Below are 19,797 nucleotides of genomic sequence, written 5' to 3'. Positions count from 1 at the left end.
CCTTCATTCCCCCCATCTGCGAAATAAAGTATGTTCAATATTAAAGCTGTCCAGCACTTTGCCTACCATGAAATTAATCAGATCATCGATTGTTACAGGTCCAAAATAAAACGCCGGCATCGCCGGGATAAGTTTGACTCCCATCCGGGACAGCTTCAGCATATTCTCCAGGTGAATCGCGTGCAGCGGTGTCTCCCGGGGAACAAGCACCAAAGGGCGCCCTTCCTTCAGCATGACATCCGCAGCCCGCGTCATCAGATTGTCGGAACTGCCCTGCGCTACAGCAGACAGTGTTCCCATCGAGCAAGGCATAATGATCATCCCTTCCGTCCGGAAGGAACCGCTGGCAATTGAAGCACCAATATCTGCGATAGGGTGATACAGAAGAGAACCGGGATAGCTGCTGAACCGCCCGTCCAGAAACCCTTCCCGGTCTGAGGCCGTGAAGCCTAATTCTTCTTTGAAGACGCGCCAGCCTGCATTGCTAACCACCAGATGCACCGTGTAACCGAGCGAGAGCAGGGTTTCTGTCAGCCGGATGCCGTAGATCCCGCCGCTCGCGCCGGTAATGCCAACCACGAAATTTTTAGGCTTACGCTCGTTCATTTGTAGAACTGCACCACCAGGTCAATCAGAGTAAAGGAAAAGACTACAATACTAAGCACCCCGTTCATTGTGAAAAACGCCGTCTGCAGTTTACTGAGGTCGCTTGGGGATACGATATAATGCTCATAGAATAAAATAATGTAGGCAATCAGCATACCTGCCACATACCACCAGCTCAATTCAGTAATAAAGAGCAGCGATACAAATCCGATTCCCGTAAGCAGATGAAACACCTTGGCAATAAGGAGCGCACGGGCAACTCCGAAGCGGACAGGAATAGAGTACAGCCCTTCCTTAAGATCAAATTCCACATCCTGGCAGGAATAAATAATATCAAAACCCGCTGTCCAAAAAACGATAGTGAAATAGAATACCATGGAGGTCCAATCTACGGTTCCAGTCACCGCAACCCAGCCCCCCAGCGGCGCAAGTGCGATGGTAAGACCGAGAATCAGGTGGCAAGCCCAGGTAAAGCGTTTCGTGAACGAATAGAACACCAGCAGGAAAACAGCAATCGGCAGCAGCTTCGCTGACAGCGGATTCAGCTTAAACGCAGCCCAGAACAGCAAAAAGAACGAGAAGGCGATAAATAGCGATACTTCTCCAACCTTCAGCAGTCCTGCAGGAATCGCTCTCCCGGCTGTCCGGGGATTCTTCGCATCACTGATCCGGTCGATCAGCCGGTTAAGTCCCATAGCCGCGCTGCGTGCACCGAACATGGCAATCACAACCCAGCCGATCTGGCTCCAGGAAGGCAGTTCACCAAACATTACAACCGATCCGAGCAAAGCGCCCATAAAAGCAAAGGGTAGTGCAAAAACCGTATGTTCAAATTTAATCATTTGTAGAAAAATGCCGATTTTCTTAAACATTGCTGTTCTCCTTGACCCCAATATGTAATGCCGCGATGCCGCCGGTCAAGGGGAAGGATTCCACTTTTTGCAAGCCGGTTTCACGGAAGATCACTGCCAGCTGTTCTCTGTCCGGGAACAGGGCGAGTGACTCGGGAAGCCACTTATATTGCTCATACCGCTTGGCAAAAAGCTTGCCGAGCAACGGAAGCACACGCTGGAAATAGAAATAATAAATCCCTTTGAACGGCTGCTTCATCGGCTTCGAAAGCTCCAGGCATACCACCATACCGCCCGGCTTCACCACACGCTTCATTTCGTTCAGCACTTGAACGGGATCAGGCACATTGCGGAGTCCAAAGCCAATCGTCGCATAATCGAACGAATTATCGCCGAAGGGCAGATCCATTGCATTGCCCTGAATCAGGGATATCCGGTCCTGGAGTCCGCGCCCCTCTACCTTACGCTTGCCGACCTCCAGCATGCCTGCACTGAAATCCAGTCCCATGACACAGCCGGTCTCGCTGGCCTCAGCCAGGGCGATGCTCCAGTCGCAGGTCCCGCAGCACAGATCCACTGCCGAATCCCCGCGCTTCATGTTCATCTTACGCATTGTAAACTTGCGCCACGCTTTATGGCGGCGGAAGCTAAGGATATCATTCATTAGGTCGTATTTGCCGGCAATGCTCTCAAATACAGAATGTACGAATTGTTCTTTCGGCTTGATGCCTTGGTCACCCATAACGGAAGTTTTATCTACGGTCATTCTCTAACCCTCCACGGCAGCTTGTCCGGAAATTTTCATTTGCAGAAGAAGGCGGTTCAGCGCAGCACTAAGCTCACTGATCAGTTCCTCGTCCTTGATACCCTGCAGCAATCCCTGAATGGACTCAAGTGATGCATGCAGCTTGTCTGTCAGCAGGGCATCACATTTGCTTCTTAGCTTAAGCTTCTTCCAATCCCTGATGTCCAGTTCCTGCTCACCCAGCAGCTGGCGCTCCTCTTCCGTCGCTGACTCCAGCACCTTCCAGTAGCAGTAGCCTTCCAGAGCACTTACTGGGTCTGTGCCGCGGCGCAGCTCCTGCGTTACGGTTTCACACTGGCTGAACTCCACCAGCAGCTTCTCCCAGCTATCCCGGAGCGGCTCCTCAATCATCGGTGTAAAAGAAAGAAACAGCCTCATATTGAGCTGTACCGTGTGCTTTAAATATTGTTCGGCTGTGAAAAGCATTCCTTTCATCTTGCCGTAAAGATTAGCTTTCATCACATTAAAATCAGCGATAGCCGTGCTTAGAATGCCCACCATCTCAATTTGTTCATGTTTGGCGAGCAGATGGTAGAACCAGCTGCTGAAGTAATCGCCGGCCAGCACCTTAAGCTGGCGGGAACGCATCATATCACCGCCGGGCTCATCCTGATAACGGTCGATGCTCTCATGTGTATCCAGCCCGAGCTGCACAAGCCCGGTCACCAGAGTGAACAGCTCTTCACTCTGGAATCCGGCACTCCTGCCGTGACCCAGAAAAATATATAACAAATGACCCCGCCCGTCTGAGAACGGCGGCAATTCCGTATGCCGCTGAATCATGTCGTAGTCGGTGTAGGGTTTAGCCAGTTGCGGTATGCGGTACGGTTTCATTTCAGCCTCCGAAGCCATTGACGTTTGACTATATCTTTGTTCACAATCTTGTCTATTATATCACATGTTTTTTGGTCACGCACGGTCGTGCATTCTAGTTTCTTTTACCCACTTCAGGGATAAATGAACTGTTTTTTCCACAGCTCGCTTTCACTAATGCGGAAGCCGTTCTTCAGAGAACCGGGCAGCGGGGAATTGCCGGCATTCTGCAGCTCATCCTGCAGCCGGGGAGACCATTCCTTCCGGCGGATGTCACCAGCCAGCAGCAGGCGGCGGGTATCCAGCCATTTATCCTCAGCCACCACACGGAGCAGCAGCTGATCAACATTGCCGGTCTCCTGAAAGGCAAAAGCAATCGCCAGCGCCATGTTCTGATACAGCTCCTGCGGTTCATGGTCATTGCCGGTCACCTTAAGATCCAGAGTTAACACCTGGTCCTTCCAGCCCGCCTTGTCTATAACCAGGCTAAAGGGGATCTCCCCGAGCCTATCTACCAGATTGTCATCGCCCAGAACGGTGCTGTCCCGGCTTATAGTCTCCACTGTACCATAGGCGCCCTGGGGGACTGTCCCGAGACTGGCCAGCTGAGGCAGCAGCATGGTAGACGCCGCGGTCAGCAGCAAAACAGTTCCAATCAGCCAGCTCCGGTTCATGACAAGCCCCCTTACTCAGAATTTCCGCTGCGCAGCAGGATTATACCGTACCGCTGACAGCCCTATATCTAGTTATATTTTTAAAAAAGCAGGCTATGCCTGCTTCTCAGCTTTCACTCTCTAATTGTCCGTGTTTGCTCCAGATTTCAGCTTTGCCGCGGATTTTCATTGCTGAGGTATGATCTGTGAATTGGGCAATGAGGACTTCGCCTTTATCGAGCTTCTCCGTATGGTGAAAGCGGGTATCCAGGCCCCTTGTCAGTCCGATGACCTGAACTCCGTTCTCTTTGGCTTTGATTACGATATAATCGCTGCCTGATGGTGCAGGATTCACTTCATTGTGCTTCTCAGTCATTTATGATCCTCCTTAAAGTTTGGTTAGCCTATGCTTCTAAAAAACAAATGCCGCCTTGGAGGGCGGCATAGTTGTTATTCAAGGACTATGGGATAGATATGTAGAAATCTCTATTTGATTCCGTCTTTCAGCGCTTTACCGGGTTTGAATGCCGGTACCTTGCTCGAAGGAATTTCGATTTCTTCACCAGTCTGCGGGTTGCGGCCTTTACGTGCGGAACGTTCACGCACTTCAAAGTTTCCGAATCCAACCAGCTGTACTTTATCTCCGCTTTGCAGCGCACCTGTGATAGCTTCGAAAACGGCATCTACCGCTTTAGTAGCATCTTTCTTGGGAAGTTCAGTTGCTTCTGTAACTACGTTGATCAAATCTGATTTGTTCATGTTTTCTCACCTCCCTGGGCAAATTTCCGGTATCATACACTGTTTCCGTTTCAACGCAAAATATACGTGATAATCCCGTTTATTACTGGATACTGGCGCCTCTCTTCTAGAAGCGCAACAAACTTATAGTAATACAGCCCACCCATAATTTCAAGGCGTTACTCAAAAAAGGAGCAGAAAGTAGCATGTTTCCACCTGTTTTCGGGGTATCGTGCAGTCTATTACTACCAATTATACCGTAAAAACGGAGTCTTCCCTGGGAGAATCCCCCTTTTGTCCGCTGGTAAGCTATCCTCGAAATCTTAAAAATCAGCAGCAAAAAAGAGCGGAAATTCTTCCGCTCTTCTCGCAAGCCTGCTTACATTTAGAGAATGATGGCAATCAGTCCGCCTGAACCTTCGTTAATAATTCGGCCCAGCGTTTCCTGCAGCTTATAGCGGGCATTATCCGGCATCATGGCAATCTTGCCCTGGATGCCCTCACGGACGATGGAATGCAGGGAACGGCCAAAGATATCCGACTCCCAGATCTTGATCGGGTCATTCTCAAAGTCCTGCATCAGGTAACGCACCAGCTCTTCACTCTGCTTCTCTGTGCCGATAATCGGCGAGAATTCAGATTCGACATCGACCCGGATCATATGGATCGAAGGTGCTGTAGCCTTCAGCCGGACTCCGAAGCGGGAGCCCTGACGGATCAGCTCAGGCTCATCCAGAGCCATCTCGGCCAAGGATGGGGCTGCGATACCATAACCTGTAGTTTTGACCATCTCCAGTGCTTCCGAGAAGCGGTCATACTCACGTTTGGCATGGGAGAAGTCCTGCATCAGCTGGAGCAGATGGTCTTTGCCGCGGATCTCCACGCCGACCACCTCCATGAGAACCTGATCATACAGCTCTTCAGGAGCGTATAGATCGATCTCCGCTACCCCCTGGCCCATGTTCATGCCGCTGAGGCCAGCCCTGTCGATGAAATCATATTCTGTAAACTGGGAGACGAGCCGGTCCACATCCCGCAGGCGGCGGATATCCTTCACCGTATCGCGGACAGAATTCTCGTAGCTGCTGCGCAGCCAGTGATTCTCGCCCAGCACCATAACCCAGCTTGGCAGATTGACATTAACTTCATGTACCGGGAATTCATACAGCACTTCACGGAGTACCCCGGTCACATCATCTTCCGTCATATTGGCGGCACTGAGTGTCATTACCGGAATATCATATTTGAGCGCGAGCTCGTTGCGCAGCTGCTGTGCTTCCTCACTGCGCGGCCGGGTGGAGTTGATTACAAGCACAAACGGCTTGCCAACCTCCTTCAGCTCAGCGATGACGCGCTCTTCGGAATCCACATACGAGTTCCGGGGAATTTCAGCAATCGTACCGTCGGTTGTCACTACCACACCGAGTGTGGAATGCTCCTGAATCACTTTGCGTGTGCCGATCTCAGCCGCTTCCTGGAACGGAATCGGTTCCTCAAACCACGGTGTTGAGATCATACGCGGACCATTCTCATCCTCGTAACCTTTGGCACCTTCTACTGCATAACCCACACAATCGACCAGCCGGACATTGACTTCCAGACCCTCCGCCACCTTGATCTGCACCGCGTTATTCGGTACAAATTTGGGCTCAGTGGTCATAATTGTTTTGCCCGCCGCACTTTGCGGCAGTTCATCCACCGCTCTTACCCGGTCCGCTTCACTTGTGATGTTCGGAAGAACAATCGTTTCCATGAACCGTTTGATGAATGTCGATTTCCCCGTGCGAACCGCGCCGACGACGCCGAGATAAATGTCTCCGCCGGTACGCTCGGCAATGTCCTTGAAAATATCCACTTTTTCCAAAAGAGATCCCCTCCTCATATTACTCCGAAGAAAAAATGCCTGAAGAGCATCGACTTCGCGTTCCGCCGGCAAACTGACCCTTGCAGGACAACCACCGGACTAAGCTTTGTCCGCCCGAAGCCTAGCTACTGCCTGAGGCGGAACATGTTGCCCCGCGCTAAACTCCGAATGCTCGGACATGCATTTGGACTAGTATCATCATATGTATCCAGAACGGATTTATGACCCTCGTCCGTGCATTTTGCAGCTGAAATTTTGTATGCCCGCTCTAGAACGCCAATGCGTCACGACGCCCGGAAGTCTTCTCATCAATCCTATGAAGCCGGGTTTTCGCCTAGAACCACTATATGGATTGAACTCAGGAATTTCAGTCCACTTCAGCAAAAAAAGCCCGTTTGAGCATCCAGCATTCTCCTCCAGATTGCCGGCAGACAGCCAAAATAACCCGGAAACCCCGGGCAGCTGCCAGTGGAGCAATCGAACTGCGGATTATACCGGATGAACAAGAGAAGGCTGTCCCAGGCAGCCAATTCGCTGCTTTGGGACAGCCTTCTCAAGCTTCTATTCCAGCGGAGCCTGCGGAACCGGCCGGCCGTCAACCCACAAATAAGGCAATGACTTAACGGGTACGTAATACGACGCCTGCTCCAGCTCCAGACGCAAGTCTCTGTCCGCCTCAGGCGCCCCGCCATTCTTATCTATAGCTGAGCTGATATCCGCACCGTAATCAGCATATACCTTTCCGTCCTTGTCCATAAGGAGCTGCAGGGGCTGGCCGGAATATACACTGATCAGCTTAATAGACGCTGTTCCTGCCTTCTTGGCATCAATCGCAGTGAGGTCCGGATACACTTCTTCTTCCGCCGGTAGTTCTCCACCATGTGCGGACTTATAGAGGTTAACCTTGCGCTGGACATCATTAACCTTCTGCGCGGTCACCAGGTCCATCAGCTTCACCTGAGGATCACTTTCTTCGTCCAGAATCAGAAAATACGCGCTGCCGCCCTTCTCAAAAGCCGCTGCCGGTATTTCATCCAGGTACCCAGCTTGCTGCAGCTTATTAAGATCGACCACGAATTTCTCATACCTTGGCGTTGCTTCATCGCTGGTCTTAATCGGAAGCAGGCCCTCCTGCTCCTGATAGTCATCTACCGCTGCCTGCACCCGCTTCACACTCTCGCGGTACACGCTGCCTGGCTGCCGCTGCTCAGAATCACCGGGATACATGCAGCCCCCAAGTGACCATAGCAGTAGGCCAACCCAAGGCAGCAGGGCTGCTCTTCTCAGCGATTGCCGGCGTTTCACCTGATACATGGAGTTGATAAATACGCCCCCTTTTCTGGTTATCTGCTAAGCCTTCCCAGTCACCATAAGTCCTCTGCTTCTCCACGCCGCGCAGCTTCCAGTCTGCGGCGTACGGCCGCCTTAAGCGGGTCCTCGGGAATGAGCACGCTCACATCATCCCAGACAGCGGCCTGACAGGCCAGACGGACGCCTTGATCCAGCAGGCTGCCCAGCTTGCGGCGCTCCGCCTCTGAAGGAGGTCTCAGCGCTGCTGACTCCCCGGGATCTATTGACACTTTGCACATCAGGCATCCGGCTTTACCTCCGCAGCGGGTGGGCAGAACGATTCCGGCTCTGTGTACAGCCTCAAGCAGCGATACTCCATGTGTTACGGAGACACGCCGGGTGTCGGGCAGGAAAGTGACATTTATTTTTTTATGAGGTGCCATGTTGTTATTTCCTTCCTTGGTTCATCTTAAATCTGTATGGATGTGGATATCTCCAGCAATTCCTCCAGCTTCGCCTGCAGGTGATCTTCCAGATGGTTCTCTTGAATAAGCTGACACAGCAGCGGCAGATGGGTGGCCAAATCCTGTTTGATCAGCCTTGCGATTGCCTGGCAGCGCCCGTCCCTGCCCCGCAGCAGATTAAATATCAGCTCATGAGCAACCGGCATCAGTCGCACAAGGCCAACCCCTTCGTAATTGCGTACCGGGGCATACTGCTGCATCATGCCGACATCCACTGAATATTGCCATTCGCCGCTGCCCATTCTGAACCCGCCCACCAGTTCAACCTTGGCCTCTCCCATGAAATAGAGAGCACGCAGTGAATAACAGCTTCCGCTGAAATCCTCTTCCGGCGGACTGACTGCATACCGGAGCAGTAATTGATGAAGCTGCCAGGTATCCTTCAGGTCGCAATAGATATCAATATCATGCGGCGGGGCAGCCAGTTGGGCCCCGTGCAGCAGCAGCCCGCAGCTCCCTCCCAGAAGCCATTCAGGGGGCTTGCCCAGCCCGTAGAATTCTAATTCTTCTACTATGCTGCCCAGTGCTGTCTCAAGTGCATAGGGGATTCCTGAACCGGTCATAGATCAACACACGCTCCATTCCTGTAAAATCATCAATTGATTCTGTCAGAAATACGTCTGCCTGAGCGAATTGTAAATGCTTACATAATTGAAGCGGCTCCGCCTAATATCCCAATCAGCATAATCACAAATGCAAGTACGGATAGTACGCCTCTAAGCCAGCCTTTGGTCCTGCTGCGTGCAAATGTAATCAAAAAAACGGATAAACCCATAATCAGTACCGCAATCAGAGACAGCCACATTTTCGTCATCGGATCCATGGTCCATGCCCCTCCATTTCACTATACCCGGATTGCGACTATTATAGCGTGAAACCTTAGATTTTATAAGTCTTTATACTAAAAAAAGAGCAAAAACCTCAGAATCTGGCTAGATTCCCGGGTTTTTGCCCAACACAAGCAGACAAGCAATTTACCAGCCCTGAGGGTTGGCTCCTTTATGCATGATATGCTATTTTTTCAGCAGCATTTTCATTAAAGACTCCATCGAACCGGAACCCGCGCCGCCTTTTTTAACGGCATTGATGATTTCCTGCACGGTAGCTTCACTGACTGGCACTTTGGCCATTGCTGACACCTGCTTAATTAACTGGCGGAGCTGGGCTTCATTCTGCGTGGTGCCCGGCTTGACCGTTCCGGCCAGCTTCTTGATGGCACCTTCCGTAATGTTCTTGCCCGCCTTCTTGTTAATGGCGTTCAAAGCATCCTTGGAAAAATCTCTGCTCACTATTCATCCCTCCTCCGTCAATCCCCAATACAACATATGAGGCTCTCCGGCAAAAGGTGAACGCGATCAGGAATGCCATTGCTCCCAGGTTTCCTGTGAAATGGCTTCCATCTCTGTCTTGCGGTCACGGCCCATCAAGGCTTCCACCGCATTACGCGGTGTTCTTCCCTTAAACAGCACATGATAAATCTGGTCCGTAATCGGCATCTGCACACCTAATTTAAGCGATATCGCATAAGCAGCTTCCGTTGTCCGGATACCTTCCACTACCATCCCCATGGAGTCCAGCACCTCTGCCAGCGGCTTGCCCTGGCCCAGCATGGAACCGGCACGCCAGTTGCGGCTGTGCTTGCTGGTCGCCGTCACGACAAGGTCACCGAGTCCGGCAAGGCCGGAGAAGGTCAGCGGATTCGCCCCAAGCTCTACACCGACGCGGGAAATCTCGGCCAAGCCGCGGGTAAGAAGCGCTGCTTTGGCATTGTCCCCGAAGCCCAGCCCGTCGGATAGCCCTGCACCCAGCGCGATAATATTCTTAAGTGCGCCAGCCAGCTCTACGCCGACCTGATCGCGGTTGGTATATACCCGGAAGTCATTGTTAATGAACAGCCCTTGCGCTGCAGCGGCACGGCTGTCGTCTGGTGAAGCCACCACAACAGTAGTCGGACAGAGCCGGACTACTTCCTCCGCGTGACTCGGGCCGGATAGGACAACGACCTGACTTTCATTGCAGCCGAGCTCTTCTGAAATTACTGTCGACATACGCTTCATGCTCTCCGTCTCAAAGCCCTTCGTAGCATGAATACAGAGCATATCTTCCTTCCAGAAGGGCTTCAGGCTGTGCGCAACCTGGCGCATTCCGGAAGAAGGCGCAACAATAACGACCGCCTTCGAACCGGAAACAGCCGTCTCCATGTCCGTAGTGGCAATAATGTTCGCAGGAAGAGTGACCCCCGGCAGAAAATGATGATTCGTATGGGCTTCATTAATCTCGGCAGCTTGTTCCGGCTTTCGCGTCCACAGATAAACCTCCGAGTGGTTAGCCGCCAGCACAGAGGCCAGCGCAGTTCCCCAACTGCCCGCGACCAGCACGGTTACTTTATCAGACAACGCGATTCGCCTCCTTAACTTTGGAGCCGATTTTGTTCTCCCGGCCCTGTGAAATCTTGAGTATATTGCTGCGGTGACGCCAGAACGCAAACAGTGCGATAATCAGGCTGCCCCACAGCTCAGGCGTTGTGAACCCGGTAAACAACAGGAATACCGGTGTCAATGCCACGAAGATCAGAGAACCCAGCGACACATACCGGGTCAGAACGATTGCCAGAATAGCAATCAAGCCCGCAATCAGTGCAGGCCAAAATACAAGCGTAGCCATTACGCCAATTGTCGTTGCAATGCCTTTCCCTCCGCGAAAGTGAAAATAGAGCGGCCAATTATGCCCGATGATAGCAGCGATCCCACAGCCCACTGCAATCCAGGTTCCCCAGCCGCCGGCCCATGTTCCAAGCCAGACTGCGGCAATTCCCTTCAGTACGTCCAGAAACAGCACCAGTATGGCCGGTCCCTTCCCCATCACACGCAGTGTATTGGTTGCTCCCGCATTGCCGCTTCCATATTGGCGGATATCAATGCCTTTAAGCAGCCGGGCGAGCAATACACTGAAGCTGATAGAGCCAAGCAAATAGCTTACAACGATAACCAGAAGTTCAAACGCCACTACTCTTCTCCCCTAACCTTCGTTTTCGGATTTGCGCCGTGTAAATAGACGGATCGGTGTGCCTTCGAAGTTGAATGCCGCGCGCAGCTTGTTCTCCAGATAACGCTCATAGGAGAAGTGCATCAGCGAAGGATCATTCACGAATACCACAATTGTCGGCGGCTTCGTAGCAACCTGGGTTACATAGTTGATGCGCAGACGGCGTCCTTTGTCTGTCGGCGGAGGATTGATCGCGACTGCATCGGATACCACATCGTTCACCAGATGCGTGGTAATCCGGAGTGCATGCTGCTGTGCGACATGCTGAACGACTGGCAGCAGCTTCTGCAGGCGCTGTTTGGTAAGCGCAGACAGGAACACCACTGGCGCATAGCTCATGAACAGGAAGTGATCACGGATATTGCGTTCGAAATTCTGCATCGTCTTATCGTCTTTCTCGATGGCATCCCATTTGTTGACGACAAAAATAGAGGCTTTGCCCGCATCATGGGCGTAACCGGCAATATGCTTGTCCTGATCGATAATGCCTTCTTCACCGTTGATTACGACCAGTACAACATCAGCACGCTCAATAGCCTTCATAGCTCTCATAACGCTGTATTTTTCCGTGTTTTCATAGACCTTGCCGCGTTTACGCATACCCGCAGTATCAATGAGCACATAACGTTGGCCATCCCGTTCAAACGGTGTATCGATCGCATCGCGTGTAGTACCCGCAACATCGCTGACAATTACGCGTTCTTCGCCCAGAATAGCATTCACCAGTGAGGATTTACCTACATTCGGACGGCCGATCAGCGCTACTCGAATGACATCATCCTCATATTCCTCATCGGTTTTATCTGGCAGACGTTCAACAACCGCATCCAGTAAATCTCCGATTCCGGTTCCGTGGCTTCCTGAAATTCCAATCGGGTCGCCAATTCCAAGGCTGTAGAATTCATAAATATCTTCGGTACGCTTCATGTTATCCACTTTATTAATAGCCAGAACGATCGGCTTGCCGGAACGGAAAAGAATCTGTGCAACTTCTTCATCCGAACTCGTAAGTCCGCTCTTCGCCTCGCACATAAAGACGATGACATCCGCTTCTTCAATTGCCAGCTCCGCCTGAACGCGGATCGACTTCAGAATGGCGTCTTCACCGTCAATTTCAATCCCCCCGGTATCAATCACACTGAAGGATTTGCCGTTCCAATCTGAAACTCCGTATATCCGGTCACGTGTAATCCCCGGTTTATCTTCAACAATGGCCAGTCTATCGCCAATAAGCCTGTTAAAAATCGTCGATTTACCGACGTTAGGCCTGCCAACGATGGCCACAACGGGTCTTGCCATATTCATTCCTCCTGTCTTCCTTACGTTACTCATCATAGCAAAAAACAATGCAATTGGCTAACAGTCTTACAACTGTTCTGCCGCTCCGCATTCACCTGTAAAACACAATCGGCGAACCCTCTTATCGAGGGCTCGCCGATTACTTTACCCGTTATGATGAAATAACAAAGGGATTAGTTGTTACCCTTGAATTTGTCCAGCTTGTCGCCGAAACGTTCAGCCAGTGTGAAGCTGAGGCCTTCATTGCTGAGCGATACGTTAGGATTGTTCAGCACTTCTTTAGGCGCTCTGTCTCTGCTGTTGCTGCGTTCAGGTCTAGCCGTAGGAGCCGGAGCTTCTTCGGTTTCCTTGATGCTGAGGCTTACGCGCTTCTCCGATGGATTGAAGTCAAGCACTTTCACTTGTACTTCCTGTCCTTCTTTGAGCACTTCATGCGGTGTGCCAATGTGCTTGTGGGAGATCTGGGAAATGTGCACAAGGCCTTCAACGCCTGGAAGCAGTTCAACGAATGCTCCGAAGTTCACAAGGCGTTTAACTTCGCCTGTAACTACATCGCCAATGTTGATCTGGCCGGCTGCGGAATCCCAAGGACCTGGAGCAGCGGCTTTGATGCTGAGGCTGATTTTGCCTTTTTCAGGATCAACCTTAAGTACTTTTACGCGAACCTTATCACCTTCGGATACTACATCGGACGGCTTCTCCACGTGGTTCCAGGCGATCTCGGATACGTGAACCAGGCCGTCAACGCCGCCAACATCCACAAATGCGCCGAATTGGGTCAGACGTTGTACAGTACCTTCGATGATTTGTCCTTCAGACAGCTCGGACATGATCTTCTGCTTGTTAGCTTCGAATTCTTCTTCCAGAACTTCTTTGGCGGAAAGAATAACCTTGCTGTTCTCACGGTCTAGTTCTTTCACTTTCACACGCAATGTGCGGCCTTTGTAGTCGCTGAAATCTTCAACGAAGTGACGCTCAACCATGGAAGCCGGAATGAATCCACGCGCGCCAACATCAGCCACGAGGCCGCCTTTGACAACGTCAGCCACAGTAACTTCGAACGATTCCTGGGAAGCGAAGTATTTCTCAAGATCTTCCCATGATTTTTCGCTGTCAATTGCACGTTTGGAAAGAACCAGGCTTTCCTTGTTGTCGTTGATGCTGACAACCTTGCATTCCACTTCTTGTCCTACTTCTACCGCTGCTGCGGCATTGTCCAGTTGTACGGAAGACAATTCGCGAATAGGAATGACGCCGTCGTATTTATATCCAATGCTTACATAAGCTTGGTTATCTTCGATTTTGACGATCGTTCCTTTCACGGTATCGCCTTTTTTCAAAGAAATGATTTCCAGGCCTTCTTGGCTTGTCACTTCTTCTTCAGTACCAGTAACAGCTTCTGCGGATTCCACAGCTTCTGCCCCTTCCACGGTTTCGTTGTTCTCAACGTTATCCGCAGCTTCTTGATTTTTGATTTCTTCAGACATGTGATTACCCTCCTCGATTCAAAACCCCATTTATTTAAACCCGCGTATAGCAGAGTTCAAAACAATCATCAATTGCACTTTGTACGTTAGTATGTTCCAAAAAATAGCGGTTATGCTATTAATCATCTGCGTTTCGCAGATGCAGGGAGCCCGGGCTTAATGCGTACTGGGCTTGCCTGTTTGGATCATCTCGTGGATACGCCCCATAATAACATCGGTTACCGCTTCCAGAGATTCACTTCCTGCTCCTTCAAACGAACTGAGATCTATGGGAGCCCCGTAAACAACAGTCATCCGGCGAAAGGGCTTGTAAGATCCGATAATAGCTGCAGGTACAACGGCTGCGCCGCTGCGAAGGGCAAAACTTGCCGCGCCTTTCTTAGCTACACCGGAGTCAGAGTTGCGCGTGCCTTCCGGAAAGATGCCCATAACATTTCCGCTGCGAAGCGTATTAAGGGCCGTTTTTATGGATTCTTTGCTTACGCCGCCACGTTTGACAGGAAAAGCGCCCAGTTGCTTAATGAGCCAGCCTAATACAGGAACATTAAAGAGCTCCGCCTTGGCCATGTATTTCACCTGTCGTTTCAGCTTGATCCCAATCGTCATCGGATCGAGCAGGCTGATGTGATTTGCGCAGAGCAGTACTCCGCCCTCCTTTGGCACATTTTCCCTTCCCACAATCTTAAGCGGGAACAGTATGGCATAAATAAAGCGAAGCAATCCACAGCAAATTGCATAAATCATAGATGATTTCTCTCCCCGTCAACATAAGTTCTGCAGTGGGAGACGATGGCTTCCACGGCCTGACTGATATCCATATGGGTCGTATCCAGAAGAACAGCGTCTTCGGCACGGCGCAGCGGTGAAATCTCACGACCCTCGTCAAGACGGTCCCGTGCTGCAATATCATGTTCAAGCTGTTGGAGAGTCACTGTTTCCGTATCCTTCAGTTCCTTGTAACGACGGAGAGCACGCTCCTCCACACTTGCCGTCATGAAAATCTTCACTTCGGCATCCGGCAGTACGGTTGTCCCGATATCCCTGCCATCCATTACGACTCCCTTGCGGAGTGCCATCTGGCGCTGCAGCTGGCTGAGTCTGGATCTTACACCCTCGATCTTCGAATACTGCGACACTTGGCCGCTGACCTGAAGACTCCGGATATGCGGGGTCATGTCTTCCCCATTAATCAACACTTTCTGCACGTCTTTCTCCGGAAGAAGGTCAATATTCATGTCCTGGACCCTCTGATCCACCAGTTCATGCTCCTCCGCAGATATGCCTTCACGAATCATATACCAGGTGATTGCCCGGTACATTGCACCCGTGTCTACATAAATGTAAGACAGCTCCCGTGCTACCAATCGGGCTACAGTACTCTTGCCTGCCCCGGCAGGTCCGTCGATGGCGACGTTAATTCTGTCGTAAGTATGTGTCCCCTGCCTGTCCAACGGGGCATTCCTCCTCAAACACTCTTCCGCAGGAAATATGCCTATCGACATATCTCTCTAGGGACTTGCTCATATTATCAAGAAAAAAGCAGGCATTGCCTGCGACTTATAAAATTATACCACAGTTTAACCCTCAGTGCAAAATGACTCGGAGGTTTTTGAGGAGAAAAAAGCTTATATTGATGCCTTTTGGGGAATCTCCCGCACTGCACCGTCACCGGTTACGGAAATCAAATTGGCGTTCAAAACAGTAACGGATTATTTTTTGGCGTTCCGAATCAGAAATGGACGAAAATTTCAGCATGACCAGATTGCGTCCGGTTTCGAGCTTTTTGATCCGTACAATTTCACCTTCGAAATTAACATGCTCCGTGCTGCCGTTACGGTATGCTACCAGCAGCCAGCAGGCCAGCTTATCTCCAACTTTCAAAGTAATTTTGGCATCGCTTAAGAATGAGGTCCCTCCACCGCCGATATCCTCAGTCCGCACCAGAAAGCGGCTGCCCAAAGAATCTTTAACGGCGAGCTCCAGCTCGGCATTCACGCGGAAAAAGCTGCGGCGCTGGATCTTGAAGATGGATTCCACTGCCGGCTTGTGCAGCCGCACCATCCGGATGACCTCTTCCTTGAAGCCAATTACATGGGTGTTGAAATAATTTTTAATTCCGCCTTCTGTAAGAAAATAAACAGACAGCTCATCTCCGACAAACAATTTTTTCAGCCGCCCGTTACTCTCCTGCATGGGAATTTCTATCAGAAAAGTATCTTCCTCCATGTCAGCAATTCTTGCCCGGTATTCGACCTCTGACTCCGCTGCATCGCTGGAAGCAACCTGCAGGTATAAATATTCGTTGATTTTGGGATACAAACCTGTCACCGCCGCTTGAGTTAGTAATTAATGCTAACCCGATTATAGCATGGCCTTTCATGCCCGGTCAGAAATATTATTGGGCTAAGAGGTTAAATCCCGCTATACATCCAGCAAAAAAGGCGCTTTCCGGTTTTGGAAATGCGCCTTTCTTAAGATTAAGCTTACACTGCGGAATGTCCGGTTATTTGTCCTGTGCTCCGGAAGACGTACGGATCTGCTCTACCGCTTCCTCATTACCGTCAGCAGCATTGAGATAGATCCGGAACTGAGATCCGTTGATTTTGCCTCCGAATTCATAGGTCAGCAGTTCTTCAGCATCTTCATTCTCAATCCAGGCAAGCCTGTTATACAGCTCCTCGAACTCCGGGTTCAGCATCGCTCTGACTTCGGCCAGTGACAGCTTCGGCTTAGGAATTACGCGCTTCTCCTTATGCTCTTGCACATAATCGCTGGCCTGGAAACCCGTGGCTTCTCCCGTGTCCAGTCCGACCCGTACCGTCATCTTCTCTGGATAGATCAGGACACCATCCTGGCTGGTAACAAAGGTTAAATTGCCCAGATTATCATATCTGTCTGCACTGACTGCGGTCATGCCGGGATAACCCTTCTTCTCCAGAAACCTGCCTGCCTTCTCCACGGCCTGCTTCATGGACACCTTGGCCGGGCCTACCTCACGGTTGTCGTTGTAGGAGATCAACAGCCCGCCTTCTGCGGTGAAATCCATTGTGACCGGCTCTTTGTGTTCCTTAGATGTGATTGTAGCCGTATAGGATGCCCATTCGGTTCCTTTGCCATTCTCCTGCATCTTCACATTGGCATTCCCGCCCAAATCGGCGAATTTCAAAGCCTTGGCTTTGATCTGCTCTGCTGTGACGGGCTTACCGCCCAGCTTCTTGACTGAACGCTTATCATAGATGCTTGCTACCGATGGCCCATAGTCCAGCTCAGGATAGGCAGCAACCCGCTTATCAACAGTTTTGAACCCGTCGATGATCGTGTTGTCTTCCGCTTTCTCCTCTGTAGCAAGTGCCGTTTCGACGTCCATCCAGCGCAGCCTGTTGCTGATGACTTTGTTCTGGACATCCTGCAGATCCTTGGAGATCTCCGCCGAGTTCGCATAAAGTGTCTTCAAGTTAGCCATTTCACCTTCGGTCAGCGGCTTCTTGGTGAAATCACGTACCGCTGCCTTGTAAGAGAAATTAGAGATTTTCGAGAGGAACTCCTCCGTCTCACTGAACGGCAGCAGCGTAAGTGGCAGCTGATTGATCTCGTTCTGCGCCTCGCTCGTAATGCGCCATACATTCACAAGGCCCTTGCGGTGCATTCCGTTGGAGGTTGTGTTGACTGCCAGCGTGTTACCCAGCTCTCCATGAAGCTGCTCCACATGATAGGACAGATCATGGAACGCACGCTGATATTGGTTCTCCGCTTTGATCAGAATCGAATTCTTTTCCTGGTTCTCCTGATACCCCCAGACCAGTGCTCCAAGCAGCAAGAGTGCGGTCAGCGGGAACATTATAGCGCTTAATCTTTTGTACATAGGTGAGCCAAACTCCTTTCAGTAGCTTATTGCCGTTAGTTTGACAATAACTGAGAAGTCTTATGCACCCATGCGGAAACAGCAGCGCCTTCCTTTAAAGGAGGGGCGTTCTGGCGAGAAATAGAAGGATAAGTATCATGCGAAGCATATAAATTCTTCTATCTCTATTAACAGTTGTCAGGCGCGCTCTTCAATATCGAAACCGCTGACACTGCTGCATAAGCATTGCTTGAAGCCAGTTTGAATGACTCCTTGCTCCTTGTTACCTCTTAATATGTAGGTTTCGCCGCACTGTTTGCAGATAATCCGAACTTTTACACGCAAAAAAAGACACCCCTCTCCTCTCTGGAATTCCTAGCCTTACGGAACTGCCCTATAGGATTAAGTGTGTCCATCTCTATTATAGGTTAACCTCTTCCTCCCGCTTCAAAAAACGAAACGGGGAGCGGCTGTTGGCCCGCGCCACCTTGCCCATGCCTCCGTACCATAAAACAGCCATCAGGGGCACGATGAACCAGATCCAATAGTTAGCCGTAGTCGTCAGTATAAAATCATAAATCCCGTGCCAGAGCCATGGCAGCAGCAGGGAAATAAGCAGAATTCCTCTGGTCTTGACTCCGTTTGAAAACTTGGCCCTCCCCATATGGTATCCCATAATGACACCAAACATGGCATGGCCGGATACCGGGAGCAGCGCCCTCATGATCATTGAACCGATTGAAGCATGGCTGTACCAGGCATACATTACGTTCTCTATCGTTGCGAAGCCGAGCGAAATCGCTACGGCGTATAGTATTCCATCATAGGGCTCGTCAAATTCGGTATGATTGTAAATCATATGGTACAGCACAAACCACTTCAGACCTTCCTCCACGCCGGAGGAGATCAGAAACGAATCCACATAAGGGCCGCCGTCCAGACCGAGCACAAGACCCCTCTGGATGATCATAACCGGGAAAACAATAAGTAGGCCGAGCAGGAACACCTTCAGCACCATGTGGAGCGGCTCCTGATCATACTTATCTTTCAGATAGAAAAAAGTCAGCAGCGCAAGACCCGGTGCCACTGCTGACGAAATAACCGATAACAAAAGCACCGAATAGCCTCCCCCGCGCCTAAAAACTAGTATCCTTCTGAATTTCAATCCTGGGCTGAACTACTGCCCGTCCTTAAATACGATCGTCTTCCGTCAGCAAAACCTCAGGGAAGGGCAGTTAAGCCGATGCTTCCTTGCCCTTCTCCGTCTTTATTCCTGGCGTTTAAAATGAGTGCACAAGGTCTCGATTGCATTCTCCGCCATCACTGTCTTGCCGTATTCAGCCAGAACAGCCTGAGTAACCGGAGATGAATCTCCAAACTCCGCAAGCACGCCTACAAGACCCGATAATGCCGCTTCTTCAAATTCCTTCGGATCAAAGTAGAGATACCATTTATCATTATAAGAATACAGCTGTCCTTGAGAAGTAATATTGCCGATGAGCACATGGGCCGCTTCAACCAGAACCTCAAAATCGCGGAATGCATACACAATGGAGTCGCTTTGTTCAAGAGTAACTTCCATCTCGTAAATCTCTTCAGGCAATTCATCTTCCCCGGGACCACCGTACGAATGGTGATCATATTTCCCCCGGGTCACAATAACGACCATGCCTTGCGCGGGCAATGCGAACACTTCCACGGCAAGCGGACCGGTAGCGTCAAAACCAAGTTCACTATACGCCTGATCCATCATTTCCGTAAAGAGGTCGTGCACCTTGGGAACTTCCTGCCACATGTCTTCCTTCTGGATGCCCCGCTCGCTCAGGTCGTCAAAAGTGAGGAAAATCCGTATCTTATCTTGACTTAATCGCTCTATTCTCATGACAGGATCCTCCTTTTGCAAGCTCATTTAGTATTAATGTATGATGAGTCCCGAGTAATGAGCCAAAAATGGTTACTATGTATGTATGTTATCATTTTG

General features: G+C 50.6%; 23 protein-coding genes. All 23 read right to left on the bottom strand.

Translation table 11 applies throughout. The features are described from left to right. Positions 1-3 precede the first annotated feature (3 nt). The 23 genes from MKX70_RS17580 to MKX70_RS17470 all read right to left on the bottom strand — a co-directional run bounded on the left by MKX70_RS17580 (position 4) and on the right by MKX70_RS17470 (position 19,698). Positions 4-606 carry a UbiX family flavin prenyltransferase gene (locus MKX70_RS17580; RefSeq protein ID WP_042237641.1) on the bottom strand — a complete coding sequence of 201 codons (603 nt, stop codon included), beginning with the start codon at positions 604-606 and terminating at the stop codon, positions 4-6. Beyond that, positions 603-1,478: a UbiA-like polyprenyltransferase gene (locus tag MKX70_RS17575; RefSeq protein WP_039301813.1), complete on the bottom strand. Its 876-nt coding sequence runs from the start codon at positions 1,476-1,478 to the stop codon at positions 603-605. Before MKX70_RS17575 ends, MKX70_RS17580 begins: the two co-directional genes overlap by 4 nt. Beyond that, the gene (locus tag MKX70_RS17570; protein WP_042242904.1) at positions 1,471-2,199 is read right to left on the bottom strand and encodes a demethylmenaquinone methyltransferase; all 729 of its coding nucleotides are present in this window, start codon (positions 2,197-2,199) and stop codon (positions 1,471-1,473) included. Before MKX70_RS17570 ends, MKX70_RS17575 begins: the two co-directional genes overlap by 8 nt. 27 nt (positions 2,200-2,226) lie before the next feature. After that, entirely contained in the window at positions 2,227-3,096 is an 870-nt protein-coding gene (locus MKX70_RS17565; protein WP_042237643.1) for a heptaprenyl diphosphate synthase component 1, read from the bottom strand. 113 nt (positions 3,097-3,209) lie between these two features. Next, positions 3,210-3,749, bottom strand: a complete 540-nt coding sequence (locus tag MKX70_RS17560) for a hypothetical protein (RefSeq protein ID WP_340840410.1) — start codon at positions 3,747-3,749, stop codon at positions 3,210-3,212. Between the two features lie 106 nt (positions 3,750-3,855). Then, positions 3,856-4,104 (bottom strand): trp RNA-binding attenuation protein MtrB, encoded by a 249-nt coding sequence (gene mtrB, locus MKX70_RS17555; RefSeq protein ID WP_042138627.1) that lies wholly within the window; start codon positions 4,102-4,104, stop codon positions 3,856-3,858. Between the two features lie 110 nt (positions 4,105-4,214). Next, positions 4,215-4,487, bottom strand: a complete 273-nt coding sequence (locus tag MKX70_RS17550) for an HU family DNA-binding protein (protein WP_019909963.1) — start codon at positions 4,485-4,487, stop codon at positions 4,215-4,217. Between the two features lie 364 nt (positions 4,488-4,851). Then, on the bottom strand, positions 4,852-6,330 hold the full coding sequence (spoIVA, locus tag MKX70_RS17545) for a stage IV sporulation protein A (protein WP_039301803.1): 1,479 nt from the start codon (positions 6,328-6,330) through the stop codon (positions 4,852-4,854). A 561-nt stretch (positions 6,331-6,891) separates the two neighbouring features. Further along, complete coding sequence (locus MKX70_RS17540) at positions 6,892-7,644, bottom strand: hypothetical protein (protein ID WP_340840409.1); 753 nt, start codon at positions 7,642-7,644, stop codon at positions 6,892-6,894. A gap of 50 nt (positions 7,645-7,694) precedes the next feature. Next, complete coding sequence (locus tag MKX70_RS17535) at positions 7,695-8,063, bottom strand: 2Fe-2S iron-sulfur cluster-binding protein (protein WP_340840408.1); 369 nt, start codon at positions 8,061-8,063, stop codon at positions 7,695-7,697. Between the two features lie 26 nt (positions 8,064-8,089). After that, positions 8,090-8,707 carry a hypothetical protein gene (locus MKX70_RS17530; RefSeq protein WP_340840407.1) on the bottom strand — a complete coding sequence of 206 codons (618 nt, stop codon included), beginning with the start codon at positions 8,705-8,707 and terminating at the stop codon, positions 8,090-8,092. Between the two features lie 80 nt (positions 8,708-8,787). After that, on the bottom strand, positions 8,788-8,967 hold the full coding sequence (locus MKX70_RS17525; protein ID WP_039301791.1) for a DUF2768 family protein: 180 nt from the start codon (positions 8,965-8,967) through the stop codon (positions 8,788-8,790). A 190-nt stretch (positions 8,968-9,157) separates the two neighbouring features. Beyond that, positions 9,158-9,433: a stage VI sporulation protein F gene (locus MKX70_RS17520; protein WP_039301788.1), complete on the bottom strand. Its 276-nt coding sequence runs from the start codon at positions 9,431-9,433 to the stop codon at positions 9,158-9,160. Between the two features lie 66 nt (positions 9,434-9,499). Then, positions 9,500-10,540, bottom strand: a complete 1,041-nt coding sequence (locus MKX70_RS17515) for an NAD(P)H-dependent glycerol-3-phosphate dehydrogenase (RefSeq protein ID WP_340784664.1) — start codon at positions 10,538-10,540, stop codon at positions 9,500-9,502. After that, positions 10,533-11,150, bottom strand: a complete 618-nt coding sequence (gene plsY, locus MKX70_RS17510) for a glycerol-3-phosphate 1-O-acyltransferase PlsY (protein ID WP_039301782.1) — start codon at positions 11,148-11,150, stop codon at positions 10,533-10,535. Before plsY ends, MKX70_RS17515 begins: the two co-directional genes overlap by 8 nt. 12 nt (positions 11,151-11,162) lie before the next feature. Then, positions 11,163-12,488 carry a ribosome biogenesis GTPase Der gene (gene der / locus MKX70_RS17505; RefSeq protein ID WP_042237654.1) on the bottom strand — a complete coding sequence of 442 codons (1,326 nt, stop codon included), beginning with the start codon at positions 12,486-12,488 and terminating at the stop codon, positions 11,163-11,165. A 173-nt stretch (positions 12,489-12,661) separates the two neighbouring features. After that, a complete protein-coding gene (gene rpsA / locus MKX70_RS17500; protein WP_081956592.1) occupies positions 12,662-13,975 on the bottom strand; it encodes a 30S ribosomal protein S1 in 1,314 nt (437 codons plus the stop codon). 156 nt (positions 13,976-14,131) lie between these two features. Then, a complete protein-coding gene (locus tag MKX70_RS17495) occupies positions 14,132-14,719 on the bottom strand; it encodes a lysophospholipid acyltransferase family protein (RefSeq protein WP_042237655.1) in 588 nt (195 codons plus the stop codon). Continuing rightward, positions 14,716-15,426, bottom strand: a complete 711-nt coding sequence (cmk, locus tag MKX70_RS17490; protein WP_039301774.1) for a (d)CMP kinase — start codon at positions 15,424-15,426, stop codon at positions 14,716-14,718. The genes MKX70_RS17495 and cmk overlap by 4 nt, the downstream gene beginning before the upstream one ends. Before the next feature lie 214 nt (positions 15,427-15,640). Further along, positions 15,641-16,294, bottom strand: coding sequence for a flagellar brake protein (locus tag MKX70_RS17485; protein ID WP_340840406.1), 654 nt, complete (start codon positions 16,292-16,294; stop codon positions 15,641-15,643). 184 nt (positions 16,295-16,478) lie between these two features. Continuing rightward, a complete protein-coding gene (gene ypeB, locus MKX70_RS17480) occupies positions 16,479-17,837 on the bottom strand; it encodes a germination protein YpeB (RefSeq protein WP_042237658.1) in 1,359 nt (452 codons plus the stop codon). Between the two features lie 400 nt (positions 17,838-18,237). Then, positions 18,238-18,933, bottom strand: a complete 696-nt coding sequence (prsW, locus tag MKX70_RS17475) for a glutamic-type intramembrane protease PrsW (RefSeq protein ID WP_042237660.1) — start codon at positions 18,931-18,933, stop codon at positions 18,238-18,240. A 150-nt stretch (positions 18,934-19,083) separates the two neighbouring features. Beyond that, a complete protein-coding gene (locus tag MKX70_RS17470) occupies positions 19,084-19,698 on the bottom strand; it encodes a genetic competence negative regulator (protein WP_039301763.1) in 615 nt (204 codons plus the stop codon). Positions 19,699-19,797 lie beyond the last annotated feature (99 nt).

The organism is Paenibacillus sp. FSL R7-0312 (assembly GCF_038004445.1).
Lineage (GTDB): Bacteria > Bacillota > Bacilli > Paenibacillales > Paenibacillaceae > Paenibacillus_AQ.
This window is presented reverse-complemented; position numbering and strand designations above follow the sequence as displayed.